General features: G+C 73.4%; 22 protein-coding genes and 1 riboswitch. Of the genes, 19 read left to right on the top strand and 3 right to left on the bottom strand.

Annotation, left to right across the window (positions count from 1 at the left end; translation table 11 throughout):
* Positions 1 to 19: 19 nt before the first annotated feature.
* The 8 genes from rpe to ASF78_RS01700 all read left to right on the top strand — a co-directional run bounded on the left by rpe (position 20) and on the right by ASF78_RS01700 (position 6,071).
* Positions 20 to 679: a ribulose-phosphate 3-epimerase gene (rpe, locus tag ASF78_RS01735; RefSeq protein ID WP_056584165.1), complete on the top strand. Its 660-nt coding sequence runs from the start codon at positions 20 to 22 to the stop codon at positions 677 to 679.
* 53 nt (positions 680 to 732) lie between these two features.
* A riboswitch (FMN riboswitch) is annotated at positions 733 to 865 on the top strand.
* A 78-nt stretch (positions 866 to 943) separates the two neighbouring features.
* Complete coding sequence (ribD, locus tag ASF78_RS01730) at positions 944 to 2,017, top strand: bifunctional diaminohydroxyphosphoribosylaminopyrimidine deaminase/5-amino-6-(5-phosphoribosylamino)uracil reductase RibD (RefSeq protein WP_056584162.1); 1,074 nt, start codon at positions 944 to 946, stop codon at positions 2,015 to 2,017.
* A complete protein-coding gene (locus ASF78_RS01725; RefSeq protein WP_056584159.1) occupies positions 2,017 to 2,628 on the top strand; it encodes a riboflavin synthase in 612 nt (203 codons plus the stop codon). Before ribD ends, ASF78_RS01725 begins: the two co-directional genes overlap by 1 nt.
* A complete protein-coding gene (locus tag ASF78_RS01720; protein WP_056584156.1) occupies positions 2,625 to 3,992 on the top strand; it encodes a bifunctional 3,4-dihydroxy-2-butanone-4-phosphate synthase/GTP cyclohydrolase II in 1,368 nt (455 codons plus the stop codon). The genes ASF78_RS01725 and ASF78_RS01720 overlap by 4 nt, the downstream gene beginning before the upstream one ends.
* On the top strand, positions 3,989 to 4,492 hold the full coding sequence (gene ribH / locus ASF78_RS01715) for a 6,7-dimethyl-8-ribityllumazine synthase (protein ID WP_056584153.1): 504 nt from the start codon (positions 3,989 to 3,991) through the stop codon (positions 4,490 to 4,492). Before ASF78_RS01720 ends, ribH begins: the two co-directional genes overlap by 4 nt.
* A 9-nt stretch (positions 4,493 to 4,501) precedes the next feature.
* The gene (locus tag ASF78_RS01710) at positions 4,502 to 4,765 is read left to right on the top strand and encodes a phosphoribosyl-ATP diphosphatase (protein ID WP_056584150.1); all 264 of its coding nucleotides are present in this window, start codon (positions 4,502 to 4,504) and stop codon (positions 4,763 to 4,765) included.
* An 11-nt stretch (positions 4,766 to 4,776) separates the two neighbouring features.
* Positions 4,777 to 5,625 carry an ATP phosphoribosyltransferase gene (gene hisG, locus ASF78_RS01705; protein ID WP_056584147.1) on the top strand — a complete coding sequence of 283 codons (849 nt, stop codon included), beginning with the start codon at positions 4,777 to 4,779 and terminating at the stop codon, positions 5,623 to 5,625.
* Positions 5,613 to 6,071, top strand: a complete 459-nt coding sequence (locus ASF78_RS01700) for a PH domain-containing protein (RefSeq protein WP_235518344.1) — start codon at positions 5,613 to 5,615, stop codon at positions 6,069 to 6,071. The genes hisG and ASF78_RS01700 overlap by 13 nt, the downstream gene beginning before the upstream one ends.
* Before the next feature lie 3 nt (positions 6,072 to 6,074).
* On the opposite strand, the gene ASF78_RS01695 is transcribed toward ASF78_RS01700, so the two are convergent.
* Complete coding sequence (locus ASF78_RS01695) at positions 6,075 to 7,181, bottom strand: DUF3866 family protein (RefSeq protein ID WP_056584144.1); 1,107 nt, start codon at positions 7,179 to 7,181, stop codon at positions 6,075 to 6,077.
* Positions 7,182 to 7,215: 34 nt separating this feature from the next.
* On the opposite strand from ASF78_RS01695, the gene ASF78_RS01690 reads away from it, so the two are divergent.
* The 10 genes from ASF78_RS01690 (at position 7,216) to ASF78_RS01645 (ending at position 19,001) form a co-directional block, all read left to right on the top strand.
* Complete coding sequence (locus ASF78_RS01690; protein ID WP_056584142.1) at positions 7,216 to 8,229, top strand: YafY family protein; 1,014 nt, start codon at positions 7,216 to 7,218, stop codon at positions 8,227 to 8,229.
* Entirely contained in the window at positions 8,222 to 9,184 is a 963-nt protein-coding gene (locus ASF78_RS01685) for a YafY family protein (RefSeq protein ID WP_056584139.1), read from the top strand. Before ASF78_RS01690 ends, ASF78_RS01685 begins: the two co-directional genes overlap by 8 nt.
* A 2-nt stretch (positions 9,185 to 9,186) precedes the next feature.
* Positions 9,187 to 9,510, top strand: a complete 324-nt coding sequence (locus tag ASF78_RS01680) for a hypothetical protein (RefSeq protein WP_056584136.1) — start codon at positions 9,187 to 9,189, stop codon at positions 9,508 to 9,510.
* Positions 9,511 to 9,582: 72 nt separating this feature from the next.
* Positions 9,583 to 9,897: a Sec-independent protein translocase subunit TatA gene (tatA, locus tag ASF78_RS01675; protein WP_082494744.1), complete on the top strand. Its 315-nt coding sequence runs from the start codon at positions 9,583 to 9,585 to the stop codon at positions 9,895 to 9,897.
* Between the two features lie 43 nt (positions 9,898 to 9,940).
* Positions 9,941 to 10,723, top strand: coding sequence for a twin-arginine translocase subunit TatC (tatC, locus tag ASF78_RS01670; RefSeq protein ID WP_056584133.1), 783 nt, complete (start codon positions 9,941 to 9,943; stop codon positions 10,721 to 10,723).
* Positions 10,720 to 11,634, top strand: a complete 915-nt coding sequence (locus tag ASF78_RS01665) for a diacylglycerol kinase family protein (RefSeq protein WP_056584130.1) — start codon at positions 10,720 to 10,722, stop codon at positions 11,632 to 11,634. Before tatC ends, ASF78_RS01665 begins: the two co-directional genes overlap by 4 nt.
* A gap of 95 nt (positions 11,635 to 11,729) precedes the next feature.
* Positions 11,730 to 14,546 (top strand): RNA helicase, encoded by a 2,817-nt coding sequence (locus ASF78_RS01660; protein WP_235518343.1) that lies wholly within the window; start codon positions 11,730 to 11,732, stop codon positions 14,544 to 14,546.
* Between the two features lie 75 nt (positions 14,547 to 14,621).
* On the top strand, positions 14,622 to 16,250 hold the full coding sequence (locus ASF78_RS01655) for an amidohydrolase (protein WP_056584128.1): 1,629 nt from the start codon (positions 14,622 to 14,624) through the stop codon (positions 16,248 to 16,250).
* 418 nt (positions 16,251 to 16,668) lie between these two features.
* Positions 16,669 to 18,234, top strand: coding sequence for an apolipoprotein N-acyltransferase (lnt, locus tag ASF78_RS01650; protein ID WP_056584125.1), 1,566 nt, complete (start codon positions 16,669 to 16,671; stop codon positions 18,232 to 18,234).
* Positions 18,231 to 19,001, top strand: coding sequence for a polyprenol monophosphomannose synthase (locus tag ASF78_RS01645; RefSeq protein WP_056584122.1), 771 nt, complete (start codon positions 18,231 to 18,233; stop codon positions 18,999 to 19,001). The genes lnt and ASF78_RS01645 overlap by 4 nt, the downstream gene beginning before the upstream one ends.
* A 7-nt stretch (positions 19,002 to 19,008) precedes the next feature.
* Here the strand turns inward: ASF78_RS01645 and ASF78_RS01640 are convergent, their stop codons facing one another.
* Complete coding sequence (locus tag ASF78_RS01640; protein ID WP_055914529.1) at positions 19,009 to 19,353, bottom strand: RNA polymerase-binding protein RbpA; 345 nt, start codon at positions 19,351 to 19,353, stop codon at positions 19,009 to 19,011.
* A 197-nt stretch (positions 19,354 to 19,550) separates the two neighbouring features.
* Between ASF78_RS01640 and ASF78_RS01635 the strand changes: the two genes are divergently transcribed.
* Positions 19,551 to 20,495, top strand: coding sequence for an aldo/keto reductase (locus ASF78_RS01635; RefSeq protein ID WP_056584119.1), 945 nt, complete (start codon positions 19,551 to 19,553; stop codon positions 20,493 to 20,495).
* 22 nt (positions 20,496 to 20,517) lie between these two features.
* Here ASF78_RS01635 and ASF78_RS01630 read toward each other — a convergent pair whose 3' ends face one another.
* Positions 20,518 to 20,997: a hypothetical protein gene (locus tag ASF78_RS01630; protein WP_056584117.1), complete on the bottom strand. Its 480-nt coding sequence runs from the start codon at positions 20,995 to 20,997 to the stop codon at positions 20,518 to 20,520.
* Between the last annotated feature and the right edge of the window lies 1 nt (position 20,998).

Here is a 20,998-nt window from a genome sequence, read left to right as displayed (position 1 = left end):
CGGCCTCTAGGCTGGCCGGGTGCCTGCGCTGATCAACCCGAGCATCCTGTCCGCCGACTTCATGAACCTCGAGCGCGAGCTCCAGGCGATCGCCGCTGCCGACTTCGTGCACGTGGACGTGATGGACAACCACTTCGTGCCCAACCTCACGCTCGGCCTGCCGGTGGTGAAGCGCATCGCCGAGGTGTCGCCCGTCCCGCTGGACGTGCACCTGATGATCGAGGACGCCGACCGCTGGGCGCCCGAGTACGCGGCGCTCGGCGCGGCGTCCGTGACGTTCCACGCCGAGGCGACCCAGGCGCCGGTGCGGCTGGCGCGGGAGCTGCGGTCCCGCGGCGTCCGCGCGGGGATCGCCCTGCGGCCGGCGTCGCCGGTCGAGCCGCTCCTCGACCTCCTGCCGGAGTTCGACATGATCCTCGTGATGACGGTCGAACCCGGGTTCGGCGGTCAGTCGTTCATCGAGGGGATGCTGCCCAAGATCCGCCGCGCGCGGCAGGCGATCGCCGAGTCCGGCGCGTCCACGTGGATCCAGGTGGACGGCGGGGTCGCGCGGGACACGATCGGGCGGATCGCCCAGGCGGGGGCGAACGTCTTCGTCGCCGGATCGGCGGTGTACGGGGCACCTGACGTCGGCGCCGAGATCGTCGCCCTGCGCGAGCTGGCGGACGCGAACGCCTGACGGACGGGAATGCCCGGTGTGGCATGATCGTTGGCGCAAGACGAACACACTTACACGTGCTCCGGGGTCGGTGTAATTCCGAGCCGGCGGTGACAGTCCGCGACCCGCACGGTCCGCAAGGACCGGGCGGTTGACCTGGTGGAACTCCAGGACCGACGGTGAAAGTCCGGATGGGAGGATCACGTGGCGGCGCCTGTGCGCCGTGGCTGCGGGACCCTTCCTGCCGCCCTCACCCCGGAGCGCCCTGCGCGTCCGGAGGTGAGCATGACCAGCACCGAGACCGTCGTGCGCGCACCCTCCGAGCTCGAGGCCATGCGCCGCGCGCTCGAGATCGCCCGGCGTGGGCCGGCCAACGGTCCCAACCCGCGTGTCGGGTGCGTCCTGCTGGGCGCGGACGGTGACGTCCTGGGCGAGGGCTGGCACCGGGGCGCGGGGACGCCGCACGCCGAGGTGGCGGCACTGGCCGACGCAGCGGACCACGGACGCTCCACGCAGGGAGCCACGGCCGTCGTCACTCTCGAACCCTGCAACCACACCGGCCGGACCGGCCCGTGCTCCGAGGCGCTGCTGGTGGCCGGGGTCGCCCGGGTCGTGGTGTCCGTGCCCGACCCGAACCCCGTCGCCGCGGGCGGTGCGGACCGGCTGCGCGCGGCCGGGGTCGACGTCGAGACCGGCGTGCTGGCCGACGAGGGCCGCGCCTTGCTGGGCGCCTGGCTGCCCTCCGTCGAGCGTGGCCGCCCGTTCGTCACGCTGAAGCTCGCCACCTCGCTCGACGGCCGCGTCGCAGCCGCCGACGGGACCAGCCGGTGGATCACCTCCGACGTGTCCCGGCACCACGCGCACGACCTGCGCGCCGAGGTCGACGCCATCGTCGTCGGCACGGGGACCGCGCTCGTCGACGACCCCTCGCTCACCGCGCGCAACGCCGCGGGCGAGCTGCACGGGCAGCAGCCGCTGCGCGTCGTGGTCGGCCACCGTGACCTCCCGGCCGGTGCCCGCCTGCACGGTCCCGGCGGGGAGCTCGTCCACGTGCGCACGCACGACCCGGCGCAGGTGCTGGCCGAGCTCACGGCGCGCGAGGTCCGGCACGTCCTGGTCGAGGGCGGCCCCACGCTGGCGGCCGCGTTCCTCGCCGCCGGGCTGGTCGACGAGGTGCACGCCTACGTCGCCCCGGTCCTGCTGGGCTCCGGCCGTCCCGCCATGGCGGACCTGGGCGTCACCACGATCGGCGACGCCGTCCGCCTCACCACCCGATCCGTCATCCCGCTCGGTCCCGACGTCCTCGTCGTCGCGACCGTTGATCCGCACGACTCACCCAGCACCACGGAGGAGCACTGATGTTCACCGGAATCGTCGAGGAGATCGGCACCGTCGAGGCGATCGAGCACCGCGGGGAGGGCATGGACGCGCGTCTGCGGGTCCGCGGACCCGTCGTCGTGTCCGACGCCCACCTGGGTGACTCCATCAGTGTCTCCGGGGTCTGTCTGACGGTCACGGAGCTCCCCGGCGACGGCACGTTCTTCGCGGACGTCATGCCGGAGACGTTGCGGCGCAGCGCCCTGGAGGACGTCGGCGTGTCCAGCCCGGTCAACCTCGAGCGTGCGCTGCCGGTGGGTGGCCGCTACGGCGGGCACGTCGTGCAGGGGCACGTCGACGGCGTCGGCACGATCCTGAGCCGGTCACCCGGGCCGCGCTGGGACGACGTCGAGATCGGCCTCGCCCCGGAGCTCGCGCGGTACGTCGCCGAGAAGGGGTCGATCGCGGTCTCCGGCATCTCGCTCACGGTCACCCACGTCACCGACGAGTCGTTCGGTGTCTCGCTCATCCCCACGACGCTCGAGGCGACGACCCTCGGCACGCTCGCACCCGGTGCCCGGGTCAACCTGGAGGTCGACGTGCTGGCCAAGTACACGGAACGGCTGCTCTCGACGGCGGGGGTGCTGCGATGACGGCCCCCGCCGGCGTACGGCTCGGGACCGTCGAGGACGCGCTGGAGGCGTTGCGCGAAGGCCGTCCGGTGCTCGTCGCTGACTCGCCCGACCGCGAGAACGAGGCCGACGTCATCCTGGCCGCGCAGTCGGCGACCCCGGAGTGGATCGCCTGGACTATCCGGCACTCGTCGGGCTACCTGTGCGCCCCGATGCCGGCGTCGCGGGCCGACGCGCTCGACCTGCCGCTGATGGTGCCGAGCAGCCAGGACCCGCGACGCACCGCCTACACGGTGACGGTCGACGCCGCGACGGGCGTGACGACCGGCATCTCGGCGGCGGACCGCGCGCGGACGATGCGGGTGCTGGCCGACCCGGCGTCGGGCAGCGTGGACCTGATCCGCCCCGGCCACGTGCTGCCCCTGCGTGCCGTGCCGGGCGGTGTCCTGCACCGCACGGGTCACACCGAGGCCGCGGTGGACCTCTGCCGGCTCGCCGGGCTCGAGCCCGTGGGCGCCATCGCCGAGCTCGTCAACTACGACGGGTCCATGATGCGGCTGCCCGACGCCTCGGCGCTGGCCGAGGCCGAGGGACTCGTCCTGCTGACCATCGAGGACATCGTCGCCTGGCGCATCGCGGAAGGCGATGACGTCACTGCTGAGGTCGCGGTCGCTGCGCCGCCGAAGGAGCGCGTGCACGCGACGCACACGGCGTACCTGCCGACGAAGCACGGCGACTTCCGCATCCACGGGTACCGCGACCTGCGCACGGGAGCCGAGCACGTCGCCCTGGTGCCGACCGCGGGGCTCGCCGAGCAGCCCGTCGTGCGTGTGCACTCCGAGTGCCTCACCGGCGACGCGTTCGGCTCTGCCCGCTGCGACTGCGGTCCGCAGCTCGACGCGGCCCTGGAGCTCGCCGCCGAGCAGGGCGGTGCCGTCGTCTACCTGCGGGGGCACGAAGGACGCGGGATCGGCCTTCTGGCCAAGGTGGCGGCGTACGCGCTGCAGGACCAGGGCCGGGACACCGTCGAGGCGAACCTCGACCTCGGGTGGCCCGCGGACCGGCGCGAGTACGGCGCGGCCGCGGCGATCCTCACGGACCTCGGGGTGCAGCGGGTCAGCCTGCTGACCAACAACCCCGCGAAGGTCGCCGGCCTGCGTGCGCACGGCATCGAGGTCGCGGAGATCCGCAGCCTCGAGGTCGGGCGCACGCCGCAGAACGAGGCGTACCTGCGCACCAAGGCGACATCGATGGGGCACCTGCTCCACCTGCCGCCCGGCACGGAGCGCGAGCCCATCCCGGTCTCGCCCGTGCACGCCACGCCGGCGACCCCCGGCGCGGACCACGACGACCACGCGTTCGAGAACCTGGAGGACCTGGCATGAGCGGTGCTGGAGCACCCACCCTGACCGTCGACGGCACCGGCCTGAAGGTCGTCGTCATCGCGGCGAGCTGGCACACCGTCGTGATGGACGGCCTGCTCGCGGGGGCGCGACGCGGGCTCGCCGCGGCGCACGTCGAGGACGTCACGATCGTCCGCGTCCCCGGCACGTTCGAGCTGCCGGTCGCCGCGCAGGTGGCCGCCGAGAACGGTGCCGACGCGGTCGTCGCCCTCGGCGTCGTGATCCGCGGCGGGACCCCCCACTTCGAGTACGTCTGCCAGGGTGCGACGCTCGGGCTCACCGACGTCGGCATCAGGACCGGCGTGCCCGTCGGGTTCGGGGTGCTCACCTGCGACAACGAGCAGCAGGCGCTCGACCGCGCCGGGCTCGAGGGGTCGCACGAGGACAAGGGTGCCGAGGCCGCGGAGGCCGCGGTCGCGACCGTGGTCGCCCTGCGCGCTGTCCGTGGTCACGCTGCGCGCCCAGCGCCCCCCGGCGTCTAGAGTCTCCGCGTGAAAACCTTCGACACCCTGTTCGCCGAGCTCTCGGAGAAGGCCACGACCCGCCCCGCCGGCTCCGGCACGGTCGCCGAGCTGGACACCGGCGTGCACGGCATCGGCAAGAAGGTCGTCGAGGAGGCCGCCGAGGTCTGGATGGCCGCCGAGCACGAGTCGGACGAGCGGACGGCCGAGGAGATCTCGCAGCTCCTCTACCACCTGCAGGTGTTGATGATCGCGCGCGGGCTCACGCTCGCTGACGTCTACACCCACCTCTGAGGAGAACGACCGTGCTGAGGATCGCCGTCCCGAACAAGGGCTCCCTGTCGGAGCCCGCCGTCGAGATGCTCAGGGAGGCCGGGTACCGGCAGCGTCGCGACTCCCGCGAGCTCGTCCTGCCCGACCCGGACAACGACGTCGAGTTCTTCTTCCTGCGCCCCCGCGACATCGCCGTGTACGTGGGCGCGGGGACGGTCGACGTCGGCATCACCGGCCGCGACCTGATGCTCGACTCGGAGTCCGCCGCGGTCGAGCACCTGCCGCTCGGTTTCGCGCGCTCGACGTTCCGGTTCGCCGGGACCGCGGGCGAGTGGACCGACGTCAAGCAGGTCGGCGACCGCCGCGTCGCGACGTCGTACCCCGTGCTCGTGCGGGCGTACCTGCGTTCGCTCGGCATCGAGCCGGCGGGGGTCGTCCGTCTGGACGGTGCCGTCGAGTCCGCCATCAAGCTGGGTGTCGCCGACGTGATCGCGGACGTCGTCGAGACCGGGACCACGCTGCGGGCGGCCGGGCTGGAGATCTTCGCCGAGCCGATCCTGCGCTCCGAGGCCGTGCTCGTGCGACGTGCCGACGGCGACGAGCCCGCAGGCCTCGACGTGCTCACGCGCCGCATCCAGGGGGTGCTGACGGCGCGCGAGTACGTGCTCATGGACTACGACGTGCCGCTCGGGCTCGTCGACGCGGCCGTCGCGATCACCCCGGGCCTGGAGTCGCCGACCGTCTCGCCGCTGCACAACCGCGACTGGGCGGCCGTGCGGGCGATGGTCAGGCGGGACCAGACCAACCGGGTCATGGACTCCCTGTACGACATCGGTGCGCGCGCGATCCTCGTGACGTCGATCCACGCGTGCCGGCTCTGAGCGGTCCGGCGGTGGACGAGCTCACGGCTCCGTTCCGGCCGCGGTTCGCGCGGGTGGTGACGATCGCCCTCGCGGTCCTCGTCCTCGCGTCCACCGTCGCGATCATGCTGGCCATGTCCGTGCTCTCGACCGGCGACCGCATCGGGTTCGCGCTGGTCGGCGGGCTGATCGCCTGGTTCCTCTGGCGGCAGGCGTCCGTCGCGGCGAAGGTCGACGACGAGGGCCTGACGGTGCGGAACCTCCTGTTCACCCGGCGGCTCGAGTGGGCCGAGATCGTGTCCGTGCGGTTCGGGTCCGGCCGGCCGTGGGTCCAGCTCGACCTGTCCGACGGCGACACCCTCGCCGTGATGGGGATCCAGCGGGCCGACGGCGACTTCGCGGACGCCGAGGCGCGCCGGCTGGCGACGCTGGTCGCGCTGCACACGGCCACGCCCCGGGACGACTGAGCCCTACGCGTCGGCCGCGTGCACCCCGGCCGCGGCGGCCGCGAGGAACGCCTCCGGGTCCTGGTCGAGGCCGCGTCCCATCGTCGACAGGCGGACCGGGGAGCCGCCGAGCGCGCTGCGCAGGTCGGCACCCGCCGGGATCTCGACGAGCCGGTGCCGCCGCCCCAGGGGTGCGGCCTGCTCGCGGACCCGGACCCCGAGGTCCCCGTCGAGCAGCGGGACGACCACGTCGGCGGGGGCGAGCGCGACCCGTCCGTACGCCGTCAACGAGTGGTGCGACACGCCGAGGTGGCGTTCGCGCTGGTCGGCCCCCGAGACGCGCAGGGAGGCGACCGGACGACCGCCGAGGACGCCGATCGCGTTCACGGCCTCGCCGGCCGCGACGCCCGAGAAGCCCCACCGGGTCCCCGTGCCCAGGTTGCCCGGACCCTGCGCGACGACGACGACGTCGGCGCCCACGACGTGCCGCGCCGCGAGCAGCCCGGTGTGCACCGTGACCGCCTCCAGGTCACCGCCGAACGACTGCCCGGTGGTGATGCACGCCTCGATCCACCCGGCGGAGCGCAGCCCGGCGACCGTGCGCGAGAACCACGCGGGCAGGGCGCCGCCGTCGGTCATCACGTACGCGACGCGCGGCATCGGGCGTCCCGCGCGGTCGGCGGCGAAGCGGGCACCGGCGACGATCGCGGGCAGCGCCGAGTGCAGGTCGGCGACGACGACCGGCAGACCGGCGAGGTCGTCGGCGTCGCGCAGGGTCTCGTGGTGCGGTGACTCCTGGTCGTCGACGCCGAGCACCATGGCCTGCAGCGGCGTGTAGCGCGCCTTGACCAGGTGTCCCGGCCCGGCGGGCGGGTCGGGGGGCGTGCGGTCGGGCAGCGCGATGACGAGCGCGTAGCCGCCGGTGCCGAGGCCGCGCGCGAGGGCGGAGACGTTCAGGAGCACCCGGTCGCCGATCTCCGGGCTCCCCACGAGGGACGGGAACGCCAGCGCGCGGACCGTGTCACCGGCCGTCGCGGTGCCGACGGGAGCCTCCAGCTCGACCGTCACCTCGGCGGCGCCGGGCCACGTGGCCCCGAGCGACACCACGACACCCGCACGCCACGTGATCACGCGCCCACGCTACCGGCCACTACGGTGGTCCTCGATGGCCGCCCAGATCGCCCCCGCAGAGCGCCTGCTCAACCTCGTCATCGCCCTGGTCAACACCGCCGGGCGCATGACGAAGGAGCAGGTGCGCACCAGCGTCGCCGGGTACCAGGAAGCCCCCTCCGACGACGCCTTCGAGCGGATGTTCGAGCGGGACAAGGACACCCTGCGTGACCTCGGTATCCCGATCCTCACCGTGACGGACGCCGGGCACGGCGACGACATCGGCTACCGGGTCGACCTGGACTCGTACGCGCTGCCCCCCCTCGAGCTGACGGCGGCCGAGCTGGGCGTCCTCGCGATGGCCGCCCAGGTATGGCAGGACCAGGCGGTCCGCGCCGACACCACCCGGGCGCTCACGAAGCTCCGCGCGGTCGGCGAGGCTCCGGAGTCGACCGACCTGGTGGCCGGCCTCGCACCCCGCGTACGCGCGGGGGGTGGCGCGTTCGGCCCGCTGGTCGACGCGGTCCAGGCGCGGCAGGCGGTCCGGTTCACGTACCGCGCGGCCACGACGGGCGAGGTCCGCGAGCGCACCGTCGAGCCGTGGAAGCTGCTCGCGCGCCGCGGCGGCTGGGTGCTCGTGGGCCGCGACCGGGACCGGGACGCCAGCCGGTCGTTCCGGCTGAGCCGGATCGAGGGCGCGGTCCGGACGCTCGGCGAGCCCGGCTCGTTCACGGCCCCGTCCGCGCAGGAGCTCGCGGACGCGCTCCAGACGTGGGGGAGCGGGCCGGAGCGCGTCGCCACGCTCGCGATCCTGCCGGAACGCGCGAGCGCCCCCCGGGCGCGTGCGGTGCCCGCACCCCCGGGCGAGCCCGACTGGTCGGCGGACCCCCTCCTCGAGCACCGCGACGTCGTCCACGTGCCGTTCCGCGCCGAGTGGGAGCTCGCCGAGGAGCTGGTCGGGTACGGCGACGCGGTCGTCGTCCTCGCGCCGGCAGGGCTGCGGCAGTCGGTCCTGCACCTGCTGCGCACCGCGGCGACGCTCGACCAGGGAGTCGGTTCCGATGGCTGAGCGGGCGAGCGACCGGCTCCTGCGGATGCTCGGGATGATCACCTACCTGGACCGCCACGAGGGCGTCCCGGTGGAGGCGATCGCCGAGCAGTTCGGGGTGACCACCCGCCAGGTCATGGACGACATCGACACCCTGTGGGTCACCGGCACACCGGGCTACTACCCGCACGACCTCATCGACTTCGACGCCGCCTCCTACGAGCAGGGTGTCGTGCGGCTCACCGAGTCGCGCGGGATGACCCGGCCGCTGCGCCTCGGGGCACGGGAGGCGGTGGCCCTCGTCGCCGCGCTGCGTGCCGTGGACGCGGCGCTCGGCGACGCGATGGACCCGGAACGGGCGCAGGTGCTGCGGTCCGCGCTCGCCAAGCTCACGGCGGCGACCGGCGACGCCGCGGCCGCGGTGGACGTGCAGCTCGCGGTCGACGCCGCCCCGGACGTCGCGGCAGCGGTCGCGACGGCCCTCCGCCACGGTCGCCGGCTGCACCTGCGGTACGTGAACGCCTCCGACGTGACGACGGAGCGCGATGTCGACCCGCTCCGGCTCGTCACCGACGACGAGCGCTCGTACCTGCTCGCCTGGTGCCTGCTCGTCGACGGTGAGCGCCTCTTCCGGGTGGACCGTGTGCTGTCCGCCGAGGTGCTCGACACCGACGCCGAGGACCACGAGGTCCCGGCCGGTGCCGAGGTCTTCTCGCCGGGCCCCGAAGGCGAGCTGGTGACCCTGCACCTGACCAGCCAGGCACGGTGGGTCGCGGAGACCACGCCGGTGGACGCGGTCCGCAACCTCGAGGACGGGACGTTCGAGATGGACGTGCGGGTGGTCCAGCACGCCTGGCTGCGCCACCTCGTGCTGCAGGTGGCCGACGACGTGCTCGAGATCCGGCCGGCGCGCATCGCGCAGGAGGTCGCCGCGGCCGCACGGTCCGCGCTGCGTGCGTACGGGGAGACGATCTGACGATGCTCTGGTTCTCGGTCTGGACCGTCCTGGTCCTGGCGACCCTCGGGGGCGCGTTCCTGCTCGGCCGCAGCCTGTGGCGGTCCACGGTCGCGCTCGGCCGCGAGCTGTCGCGCGCCGCCGACGTCACGGCGCAGCTGGCCGAGCGAGTGGACGAGCTCCAGGCGGCCGCCGGGACGCGCGAGACCGGTCCGACCCTGTTCGCCGACCGGGACGTCCTGCGGGCTCGGCTCGACGAGCTCCGCGAGGCCGCCGCAGCCCGCCGGGCGGAGCGTGCGGAGCGGCACGTCGCCACGCGGCTCCGGTGGCAGGCGTTCTGGCGGTAGCGGTCTGCACCCGATCCCCAGGTGACGCAGGTACTATCACCCGGTCATCGAGATTCCGACGGAGGACCTGACGTGTTGCGAAACATCAGCGCCTGGCACGTGGTCATCGTGCTGCTCGTGGTCGTCCTGCTGTTCGGCGCGAAGCGCCTGCCGGACCTGGCCAAGAGCGTCGGCCAGTCCATGAAGATCTTCAAGCACGAGGTCAAGGACCTGCGGGACGACGACGCCCCCGCGACCACGACGACCGCGACCCCGCCGGTGGCCCCGCCCGGTGTGACGGCCGTCGGCGCCCCGCCTGCCATTCCCCCTACGGTCGAGCCCCAGTACGTGACCCCGGTCCGGCCCGTCGAGGCGCCGTCCGAGGGCAACGCCCCGCCGAAGGTCTGACCCGCACGTGAATGCTCGCCGCGGGGATGAACCCGGCGGCCGGATGCCGCTGCGCGCCCATCTGGTCGAGCTGCGCCGACGTGTGTTCCTCGCCGCGATCGGCGTCGTGGTCGGCGCGGTCATCGGCTGGTTCCTCTACACCCCCGTGTTCGAGGCGCTCCAGCGGCCCATCGAGCTCGTCGCCGCCGAGCGTGACGACCTCATCACGTTGAACTTCGCCGGTATCGCGACGTCGTTCGACATGATGGTCAAGGTCTCGTTCTTCCTCGGCATCATCCTGTCCAGCCCCTGGTGGCTGTACCAGTTCTGGGCGTTCGTGACGCCCGGGCTGACGCGGCGCGAGCGCGGTTACGCGATCGGCTTCGTGGCGGTCGCTGTGCCCCTGTTCCTCGCGGGCGCCTTCATGGCGTGGTGGGTGCTGCCCAACGCGGTCCGGTTGCTCACCGAGTTCACCCCGTCGGGCGCGACGAACATCATCGACGCCCAGACGTACCTCGGGTTCGTCATGCGGATCATGCTCGCGTTCGGGATCGCCTTCCTGCTGCCGATCATCATGGTCGCGCTCAACTTCGCGGGGATCGGCACGGCGGCGACCTGGCGCAAGGGCTGGCGGTGGGCGGTCCTGCTGTCGTTCGTGTTCGCCGCGATCGTGACCCCGACCCCGGACGCGATCACCATGCTCGCCGTCGCCATCCCGATGAGCGCGCTGTACTTCCTGGCCCTCGGCGTCTGCGTCCTGCACGACCGGCGCGTCGACCGGAAACGGGTCGCGGCCGGGCTGCCGCGGCTGGACGGCACGATGGTCGACGAGCCAGGCACCGCGTGATCCACCTCGGCCTGGTCGTCAACCCGACCGCGGGCAAGGGTCGCGGCACGCAAGCGGGTCGTCAGGCGCACGAGCTCCTGCGGGCACGCGATCACAAGGTCGAGGACCTGTCGGCCTCCACGCTCGCGCAGGCGACGGACCGGGCGCGCGCGGCGGCGGTCCAGGGCCTCGACGCGCTCGTCGTGGTCGGCGGCGACGGGATGGTGCACTTGGGCGTGAACGTCGTCGCGGGCACCGGCCTGCCGCTCGGCATCGTCGCCGCGGGGACCGGCAACGACATCGCCCGCACCCTCGCCCTCCCGCGCGGCGACGTGCAGGCCTCGGTGGCGGCCATCGAGCACGGGCTGCTCGACGGACCGCGCCGCGTGGACGCCGTCCGGGTCGGCTCGCCGGTGCACGCGGCGCACGAGTGGTACCTCGGGGTCCTGTCCTGCGGTTTCGACGCCGCGATCAACGCGCGCGCGAACGAGATGACCTGGCCCAAGGGGTCCGGTCGCTACGTGCGCGCCCTGGCGGCGGAGCTCGGCCGGTTCCGGCCCTACGGGTACCGCGTGACGCTCGACGACTCGGTGTGGGAGTCGGCCGGCACGCTCGTCGCGGTCGCCAACGTCCCGTGGATCGGCGGCGGCGTGAAGATCGCGCCCGACGCGGTGATCGACGACGGGCTGCTCGACGTCGTCGTCGCGGGTCCGTTCTCCAAGCCGGGGGTCGTGAAGATCTTCCCGGGCCTCTACCAGGGCAAGCACATCGGCCACCCCTCGGTCGACGTGCGTCGCAGCCGCTCGGTCCTGATCGAGCCGATCACGGACCTCGGACCGGTGCCGCCCGTGGCGTTCGCGGACGGCGAGCGCATCGGCCCGCTGCCGCTGCGGGTCACCGTCGACCCGGGCGCGCTGTCCGTCCTCTGCTGAGCGCGCCGCGAGCGTGCGGCACGCAGTGGTGTGCCTAGGGTGTGCAGGTGGTATCCCGCTCCCGGAGATCCGTCCCGCCGTCCTCGTCGCCGAGCGTGAGCACGCCGCCCGCTGAACCCTCACCGGCCGAGCGCTACGCCGCGGCCAGGCGCCGGGCCGAGATCGACCGCAGCGAGCTCGGCCAGTTCCGCGAGCTGCTGGGCTTCCCGCTGGACGAGTTCCAGGTCGACGCGTGCCAGGCGCTGGAGCGGGGGAGCGGCGTGCTGGTCGCCGCCCCGACCGGCGCGGGCAAGACCGTGGTCGGGGAGTTCGCGGTGCACCTCGCGCTCGCGTCGGGCCGCAAGGCCTTCTACACCACGCCGATCAAGGCCCTGTCCAACCAGAAGTACTCCGACCTGGTGCGCCGGTACGGCGCGGACCAGGTGGGTCTGCTCACGGGGGACACCACGATCAACGGCGACGCCCCGGTGGTCGTCATGACGACCGAGGTCCTGCGCAACATGCTCTACGCGGGCTCGACGACGCTCCAGGGCCTCGGGTTCGTCGTCATGGACGAGGTGCACTATCTCGCCGACCGGTTCCGGGGCCCGGTCTGGGAAGAGGTGATCATCCACCTCACCGACGACGTCCAGCTGGTCTCGCTGTCCGCCACCGTGTCCAACGCGGAGGAGTTCGGCGACTGGCTGGCCACCGTGCGCGGCGACACGACCGTCGTGGTCAGCGAGCACCGGCCGGTCCCGTTGGGCCAGCACGTCCTCGTGCACGGCGAGCTGCTGGACCTGTACGCGGGCCACGTGGACCCGACCGCTCCCGGGGTCGACCCACCGATCAACCCCGACCTGACCCACCTGCTCCGGCGCAGCAACCGCGAGGAGGTCGGCCAGCCACGGCGCGGTCCGCGCGACCGAGGCGGACGACAGCGTCCCGGCGCGCGTCCTGGCGGAGGCCGTCCGACGCCGAGGTTCGCGGTCGTGGACGCGCTGGACCGCGACGGCCTGCTCCCGGCGATCGTCTTCATCTTCTCGCGGGCCGGGTGCCAGGGCGCCGTGCAGCAGTGCCTCGCCGCCGGTGTGCGGCTGACCACCCCGGCCGAGGTCTCCGAGATCCGACGGATCGTGGAGGAACGCTGCGCCGCCGTCCCGCCCGAGGACCTGGACGTGCTCGGGTACTGGGAGTTCAGCGATGCGCTGCAGCGCGGTGTCGCCGCGCACCACGCCGGGATGCTGCCGCTGTTCAAGGAGACGGTGGAGGACCTGTTCTCCCGCGGGCTGGTCAAGGTCGTGTTCGCCACCGAGACGCTCGCGCTCGGCATCAACATGCCGGCGCGGTCCGTGGTCATGGAGAAGCTGGTCAAGTGGGACGGGTCGAACCACGTCGACGTCACGCCGGGGGAGTACACGCAGCTGACCGGACGGGCGGGACGGCGAGGGATCGACACGGAGGGCCACGCGGTCGTCGTCGCGCACCCCGGCCTCGACCCGGTGCAGCTCGCCGGGCTGGCGTCCAAGCGGCTGTACCCACTGCGGTCGAGCTTCCGGCCGACGTACAACATGGCCGTCAACCTCGTCGCGCAGGTGGGTCGGGACCGCGCTCGGGACGTGCTGGAGACGTCCTTCGCGCAGTTCCAGGCCGACCGGGGCGTGGTCGGCCTCGCGCGGCAGGCACAGGGGCACGCAGAGGCCCTGGAGGGGTACGCCCGCGCGATGGTGTGCCACCTGGGCGACTTCGCGGAGTACGCGGACCTGCGGCGTCAGATCACCGCGCGCGAGAAGGACCTGACCAAGGCCGAGGCATCCGCCCGCCGAGCCGAGGTCGCCCGCACGCTGGAGGGCCTGCGGGTCGGTGACGTGCTGGAGATCCCGGTCGGACGACGGTCCGGGCACGCGGTCGTCATCGACCCGGGCGGCGCAGCAGGTTTCGACGGGCCGAAGCCCACGGTCCTCACCGTCGACCGCCAGGTGCGCAAGCTCACCGTCGCGGACGTCGGGACCGGCGTGAGCACCGTGGGCTTCCTGCGCGTGCCGAAGGGCTTCACCGCGCGGGTGCCCGCCTCCCGTCGCGACCTCGCCGCCGCCCTGCGGTCCTCGGTCGGCACCAGCACGGGGCCCACGCGCAAGGACCGGCCGAAGGGTGGCCGGCGGGCGGCACAGGACGACGCCGAGATCGCGGCCCTGCGCCGGAGACTGCGCGCACACCCGTGCCACAGCTGTCCGGACCGCGAGGAGCACGCCCGCTGGGCGGAGCGCTGGGCGCGCCTGGCGGGGGAGCACGATGCCCTGGTCGCACGCATCGCCGGACGGACGGGCTCGATCGCCGCAGTCTTCGACCGCATCTGCGACATCCTGCTCCGGCTCGGCTACCTGGCCACGACGACCGACGACGCCGGCCGCACCGCACTCCAGGTCACCGACGACGGGCGGTGGCTGCGCCGGCTGTACGCGGAGAACGACCTGCTGCTCGCGGAGTGCCTGCGCCGCGGCGTCTTCGACGAGCTCGACGCTCCCGGGTTGGCCGCCGTCGTCTCGACGCTCGTGTACCGCTCGCGCCGCGACGACCAGGGCGAGCCACGTATCCCTGGTGGCCCGAACAGCCGGCTCGGCGTCGCGCTCGACGGGTGCGTCCGCGCCTGGTCGGAGCTGGACGACCTCGAGACCGCGCACAAGGTGGAGACCATCCAGCCGCTCGACGCGGGCCTGGTCGAGGCGGTGCACCGGTGGGCCGCCGGACGCAGCCTCGACGCCGTCCTCAAGGGCGGTGAGCTCTCGGCGGGGGACTTCGTGCGCTGGTGCAAACAGGTCATCGACGTGCTCGACCAGGTCTCCCAGGCGGCACCGCACCAACGCCTGCGGGACACCGCGCGGCAGGCGGTCGACGCGCTGCGGCGTGGGGTCGTCGCGTACTCCTCGGTCTAGCGTGACGCCCTTCACCCGGGCGCTCGTCCGGTTCGGCACGCTTTGTCGGGCCGCCCTGCCCTATCGTGTGCCCCTGTGAGCTCGACCCTGTACCGGCACGGCGTGGTGCACTCCGCCGCCGACCCCTTCGCCGAGGCGCTCCTGGTGGACGACGGAACGGTCGTCTGGCTCGGGGCGGACGACACCGCCGACGGCATGGTGTCGCGCGCCGACGAGGTCATCGACCTCGACGGGGCGCTCGTCGCACCCGGCTTCGTCGACGCGCACGTGCACGTCCTCGAGACCGGCCTCGCGCTGGAGTCCATCGACCTGTCGCCCGAGGGCGGCGTGCACTCGCTGGCGGACGCCCTCGACGCCGTGCACCGGGCCGCGCGGGACAGGACGTCCGACGCACCGGTGCTCGGGTTCGGCTGGGACGAGCTGCGGTGGCCCGAGGGTCGCCCGCCCACGCGCGAGGAGCTCGACGCGGCCGCCGGTGGCGCGCCCGTCTACCTCGCGCGCGTCGACGTGCACTCCGCGGTGGTGTCGAGCTCGCTGTCCGACGCCGCAGGTCTCGACCGGCTGCCCGGCTGGAGCTACGACGGCCGCGTCGAGCGGGACGCCCACCACGCCGCGCGTGACGCGGCCCGCCAGGTGAGCCCCGAGCGACGGACCGCCCTGTACCGGCGGGCGCTCGAGCACGCCGCCGCCCGCGGCGTGGTGTCCGTGCACGAGCACTCCGCACCGTCCATCGACACCCGCGCCGGGCTGGTCGAGCTGCTGTACCTGACCGCCGACGCCACCGGCGGGCTGCCGCACCTCGTCGCGTACCGGGGGGAGCAGTGCGTCACGGTCGACGACGCACGCGAGATCCTCGCGGCGATCCCGGGCCTGACGGGCATCGGCGGCGACCTCAACATCGACGGCTCGCTGGGCTCGCACACCGCCGCCGTCCGCTCGCCGTACACGGACGCGCCGGACAGCTCGGGCGTGCTGTACCTGACCGCCGAGCAGATCTGCAACCACCTCACGGCGGTGACGCGCGCCGGCGTGCAGGGCGGCTTCCACGTCATCGGCGACCGGGCGATGGACGAGCTCCTGCTCGGGCTGCGTGCGGCTGTCGACGTGGAGGGTCCCGACGCGATCGCACGGATGGGTCACCGGCTCGAGCACGCCGAGATGGTCGACGCCCCGACGCTCGCCGCGCTCGTCCTGCTGGGGGTGAAGCTCAGCATGCAGCCCGCGTTCGACGCCGCCTGGGGCGGTCCCGACGGCATGTACGCGACCCGGCTCGGCGCCGGGCGTGCGGCCGCGCTCAACCCCCTGGCCGACCTGGCCGCCGCCGGCGTGCCGCTCGCCTTCGGGTCCGACTCGCCGGTGACCCCCGTCGACCCGTGGGCAGGCGTCCGGGCGGCCGTCCAGCACCGTGCCGTCGACCAGCGGATCTCCGCGAGAGCGGCGTTCCGGGCCTCCACCCGCGGCGGCTGGCGCGTCGCAGGGCTCGACCACACGGGCGCCGGTGAGCTGCGCGTCGGTGCGCCGGCCCACCTCGCCGTGTGGCGCGCGGAAGACCTCACCGTGCAGGCCGCCGAGGGGCAGTTCTCTTCCTGGAGCACGGACGCCCGCGCAGGCATCCCGCTGCTGCCCGACCTCGGACCCGGCTCGGCCGCGCCGGTCTGCCTGCGGACGGTCCGCGGCGGCGTGGTCCTGCACGACACGTTCTGACGGGCGAGCGTCTCGAGCGGGTGAATTCTCGCCCGGTCGCCACCGACCGGATCCGCCCGCTTCGACCGGATCTGACGACACGCGCGGCGACACGCCGAGCCGAACCGGTCAGACGGGACCGATGGTGCGCGGATGACCTGCGAGTACGGCTCCCACCTGCACCGACGCGGCCTTGACACTCCTGAGGATCTCGGTAGGTTCCTCAGGAGATCCACCGTTGCCGACATGCCTACGACGACGTCGTCGAGGGCCTGTGAGCGCAAGGGTTGGGGGAGGGCTCCGACCGGGCCCGCGTGTTCAGTAGACAACGGTCCGTGCGCTTGCACGCCGACCGGTACGAAGGACACGCGGGCCGGTCGGTCGGACCGTGGCACGGCCCCGTCGTCGGGCCCTCAGTCCGCTGACGTACCCTCCAGGGGTGCCCGCCCGTGAACCCGCCCGCTGGTGGACTCTCGTCCTGGCCGTCGCGGGAGGCCTGCTCACCCGTCTCGCATTCCCGGAGCCCGGCTGGTGGGGCACGGCATTCGTCGGCGTCGCCCTCCTGTACCTCGCCCTGCGACGCGACAGCGCGCGCTGGAACGCACTCGTGGGACTCCTGTGGGGCCTCGCCTTCTTCCTGCCCCTGATCACCTGGGCCGACGAGGCCGTCGGGCTGGTCCCGTGGCTCGCGCTGAGCACGCTCGAAGCGGCGTACTTCGCCCTGTTCGGTGCCGCCTGGAGCTGGGCACGGCGGGGTAACGCGGTCTGGCGCAGCGTCGGGCTGCAGGTCGTCGTCTTCACGATCCTGTTCGTCGCGACCGAGGAGCTGGCCGCGGCCTGGCCGTTCGGGGGCTTCCCGTGGGGACGCCTGGCGTTCTCCCAGGCCGACTCGCCCCTCGCGGCGCTCGCCTCCCTGGCGGGCACCCCGCTGCTGAGCGGTGCCGTGGTGGCCGTCGGCGTGCTGCTCGCCCGCATCATCCTGGCCGCCCGACGGCTGGAGATCCGTCAGGTCGTCGTCGCGACGGCGGCCGTCGCGGCCGTTCTCGTCGTCGGCCTCCTCATCCCGCTCGACACGCAGGCGCAGAGCGGAGGACTGCGGATCGGTGCCGTCCAGGGCAACGTGCCCGGCACCGGCCTCGACGCGTTCGGGCAGCGCCAGGCCGTCCTGGACAACCACGTCGAGGGCACCTACGCGCTGCTCGACCAGGTGGAGCCCGGCGAGCTCGACCTCGTCCTGTGGCCGGAGAACGGGACCGACATCGACCCGCAGGTCGACCAGACGGCTGCGGACCTCATCGACGGCGCAGCGCAGGCCGTCGACGCACCCATGCTCGTCGGGACCGTGGAGTACCCGCCGACCGGCGGCCGCTACAACACGGCGATCCTGTGGGAACCGGGGGTGGGCGTCACCGCGACGTACACCAAGCAGCACCCGGCACCGTTCGCGGAGTACATCCCCATCCGCTCGTTCGTCCGGCAGTTCTCCTCTGCGGTGGACCTGGTCACCCGGGACATGCTCCCCGGCACCGAGCCGGGGTACGTCCCGCTCGACTCGGAGCGGCTCGGGCGCACCGTCGGCATCGGCGACGTCATCTGCTTCGAGGTCGCCTACGACGGCATCGTGCGCGAGGCGGTCCGGGCCGGCGGAGAGGTGCTCGTCGTCCAGACGAACAACGCGTCGTTCGGGGTCTCGGACGAGTCGACCCAGCAGCTGGCGATGTCCCGGATCCGTGCGATCGAGCACGGCCGGGCGACCGTGCAGATCTCGACGGTCGGCGTCAGCGCCGTCATCGACCCCAACGGGGTGGTCAGCCAGCAGACGGGCCTCTTCACCGCAGAGCAGATGGTGGCTACCCTTCCCCTGCGCGACACGCTGACGCCCGCAACGAGGCTGGGCTCGTGGCCCGCATGGATCATCGACGCCCTCGCGGTGTGCGTGGTGCTCGCCGGTGCAGCCGGGGCGCACCGGGTGCGCCGCGCCGACCGGATCGAGACAGCCGTATGACCGAGGCCCTGGGGCGTGTGCTCGTCGTCGTCCCGACGTACGACGAGCGCGAGAACCTGCCCGGCGCACTGGACCGCCTGCGCACGCACGTCCCCGACGCGGACGTGCTCGTCGTCGACGACGGGTCGCCCGACGGCACGGGCGAGCTGGCCGAGAAGATTGCGGACGCCGAGGTGGCCGAGGGACGGCAGCGCGTCCACGTGCTGCACCGTGCCGGCAAGCTCGGCCTGGGCACGGCGTACGTGGCCGGCTTCGGCTGGGCGCTGGAGCGCGGGTACGACGTGGTCGTCGAGATGGACGCGGACGGGTCGCACCGGGCCGAGGACCTCCCGCGGCTCCTGGCCGCGCTCCCCGACGCCGACCTCGTGCTGGGTTCGCGCTGGGTGCCCGGTGGGAGCGTGCTCAACTGGCCGGTCAGTCGCCACGTGCTCTCCCGCGGAGCGAACACGTACACGCGGATCGTGCTCGGCATCCCGCTGCGCGACGCGACGGGCGGCTTCCGCGCCTACCGCGCGGGGCTGCTCGGGCAGCTCGGCCTGGACGACGTCGCCTCCCAGGGCTACTGCTTCCAGGTCGACATGGCCTGGCGTGCCGTCCGGACGGGCGCGCGGGTGGTCGAGGTCCCGATCACGTTCGTGGAGCGCGAGCTGGGTCAGAGCAAGATGAGCCGCGCCATCGTCGTCGAGGCTCTGTTCAGCGTGACCCGGTGGGGGATAGCAGAACGCTCCCGCCGTGTGGCGGGAGCGTTCCGTCGATCTCGGGGCTGATCGCCCGTCAGGCGCTGCGGCGCAGCTTGCCCGACCGGAGCAGGTCCAGGCGCTCGTCGAGAAGCTCCTGGAGCTCTCCGACGGTCCGGCGCTCGAGCAGCATGTCCCAGTGGGTGCGCGGCGGCTTGCCGGCCTTCACCTCGGGCTTGGACGCGTCACGGAGCAACGCCTCCTCGCCACAACGGCACTCCCACACCACCGGCACGTCGGCCTCGACCGAGAACGGCAGGATGATGGTGTGCCCGTTGGGGCAGTCGTAGTGAGCCTGGAGGCGGGGGGCGAACTCGACGCCATCTTCCGTCTCCATGCTGTGGGACCCGATGCGCATGCCGCGCAGGGACCGGTTTGCCATCTGGGGAACCTCCGTGCCGTTGTACGGCCGTCGAGAGTGAGAACTTCCACCGGTGTCAACGGTGGTCGCCCCTCCAGTGTTCCAGGAGGACGTGAAGGTCTCGTGAATGCACCTGGTGTGCGGGGGAGAGGCTTAGGGTTGCCCAGGTGAGCAATGCGACCCCGCCCGTCCCACCAGCCTCTCGCACTGACGCCGAGATGTCTTTTCGACAGCTCGGGGACAGCGGCCTCGTCGTGTCCGTGGCCGGTCTCGGGTGCAACACGTTCGGTGCCACGCTGCCGCCGCAGGACGTCCCGGCGCTGGTCGCGGCAGCGCTCGACGCGGGCATCACGTTCTTCGACACCGCGGACGTCTACGGAGGCGTTCCCGGTCAGAGCGAGGAGCTGCTGGGCGCCGCCCTGGCCGGCCACCGCGACGACGTCGTGATCGCGACCAAGTTCGGCATGGACACCCGTGGGCTGAACGGTCCCGACTGGGGAGTCCGCGGGTCGCGTCGCTACGTGCGACGCGCGGTCGAGAGCTCCCTGCTCCGGCTGCGCACCGATCACGTGGACCTGTTGCAGATGCACGCACCGGATCCGGTGACACCCATCGAGGAGACGCTCGCGGCCCTGCACGAGCTCGTGGTCGAGGGCAAGGTCCGGTACATCGGGTCCTCGAACTTCGCGGCCTGGCAGGTGGTGGACGCCGACTGGAGCGCCCGCACGGCCGGTGCGACGCCGTTCGTGTCCGCGCAGAACCGGTACAACCTGCTGGACCGCAGCGCTGAGGCCGAGCTGGTCCCGGCAGCGGAGCAGGTCGGTGTCGGGATCATCCCGTTCGTACCGCTCGCGTCGGGCCTGCTCACCGGCAAGTACCGGCGTGGCGAGGCGGCACCCGACGGGACCCGGCTCACCCGGATGCCCGACCGTCTCGCGCGCGCCGACTTCGACCGGATCGAGGCCCTGGAGTCGCTGGCCGGCGCGTGGGGCATCGACCTCCCGACCCTGGCGCTCGGTGGCCTCGCTGCCCAGCCTGCGGTCGCGACCGTCATCGCGGGCGCGCGCACCCCCGACCAGCTGCGCGCGAACGTCGCGTCGCTCGCCTGGGAGCCGAGCCTGGAGCAGCTCGCCGCGATCGACGAGGCGGCCCCCTCGGCCTGACGCCAGTCCTCCGTACCGGCCCTCACCACTCGAGCACGCGCGCCCGGCGTTCGCCGATCGCGACGACCGCCCAGAGGCGCACCCCTGCGTCGTCCGCGGCGTCCCGCAGGGCGGGCACCCACTGCGCCTCGAACGCGCCGAGGTCTCCGCCCGCGCCGCGCACGAGCCCGACGACCACCGACCCGCCGGGCGCGCCGGCCCGGAGCACCGCCTCGAGCACCCCGACGAGCCTGCGGGCGATGGCGGGGTCGGCGCGCATGGGCACGTCGACGACGGGCAGCACGACAGGAAGGGTGCGGTCCGCGGCATCGAGCAGGACGCACCAGAACGCGGGCGCTCCGGTGCGCTCGGGTCCGACCAGGTCGAGCATGACGGCGAGGGCGTCGCTGCCCGACCGCAGCTCTGCGCCGGGTGGGGCAGGCATCGCCCCCGGGACCGTCTCCCACAGGCCGTCCTCGTCGCCGTCGTCCCAGTCCTCGTCGAACCACCCGTGCTCCGTCATG

This window comes from Cellulomonas sp. Leaf334, assembly GCF_001424195.1.
Lineage (GTDB): Bacteria > Actinomycetota > Actinomycetes > Actinomycetales > Cellulomonadaceae > Cellulomonas.
The sequence above is the reverse complement of the archived record's forward strand: the minus strand, read 5'-3'. Positions and strand labels throughout refer to the sequence as shown.

Bases quoted from the DNA above. Each gene is read 5' to 3' on its own strand.
- ribD (WP_056584162.1), top strand. From the start codon at position 944: ATGACCAGCACCGAGACCGTCGTGCGCGCACCCTCCGAGCTCGAGGCC.
- ASF78_RS01725 (WP_056584159.1), top strand. From the start codon at position 2,017: ATGTTCACCGGAATCGTCGAGGAGATCGGCACCGTCGAGGCGATCGAG.
- ASF78_RS01720 (WP_056584156.1), top strand. From the start codon at position 2,625: ATGACGGCCCCCGCCGGCGTACGGCTCGGGACCGTCGAGGACGCGCTG.
- ribH (WP_056584153.1), top strand. From the start codon at position 3,989: ATGAGCGGTGCTGGAGCACCCACCCTGACCGTCGACGGCACCGGCCTG.
- ASF78_RS01690 (WP_056584142.1), top strand. From the start codon at position 7,216: ATGGCCGCCCAGATCGCCCCCGCAGAGCGCCTGCTCAACCTCGTCATC.
- ASF78_RS01685 (WP_056584139.1), top strand. From the start codon at position 8,222: ATGGCTGAGCGGGCGAGCGACCGGCTCCTGCGGATGCTCGGGATGATC.
- ASF78_RS01680 (WP_056584136.1), top strand. From the start codon at position 9,187: ATGCTCTGGTTCTCGGTCTGGACCGTCCTGGTCCTGGCGACCCTCGGG.
- tatC (WP_056584133.1), top strand. From the start codon at position 9,941: ATGCCGCTGCGCGCCCATCTGGTCGAGCTGCGCCGACGTGTGTTCCTC.
- ASF78_RS01645 (WP_056584122.1), top strand. From the start codon at position 18,231: ATGACCGAGGCCCTGGGGCGTGTGCTCGTCGTCGTCCCGACGTACGAC.
- ASF78_RS01640 (WP_055914529.1), bottom strand. From the start codon at position 19,353: ATGGCAAACCGGTCCCTGCGCGGCATGCGCATCGGGTCCCACAGCATG.
- ASF78_RS01635 (WP_056584119.1), top strand. From the start codon at position 19,551: ATGTCTTTTCGACAGCTCGGGGACAGCGGCCTCGTCGTGTCCGTGGCC.
- ASF78_RS01630 (WP_056584117.1), bottom strand. From the start codon at position 20,997: ATGACGGAGCACGGGTGGTTCGACGAGGACTGGGACGACGGCGACGAG.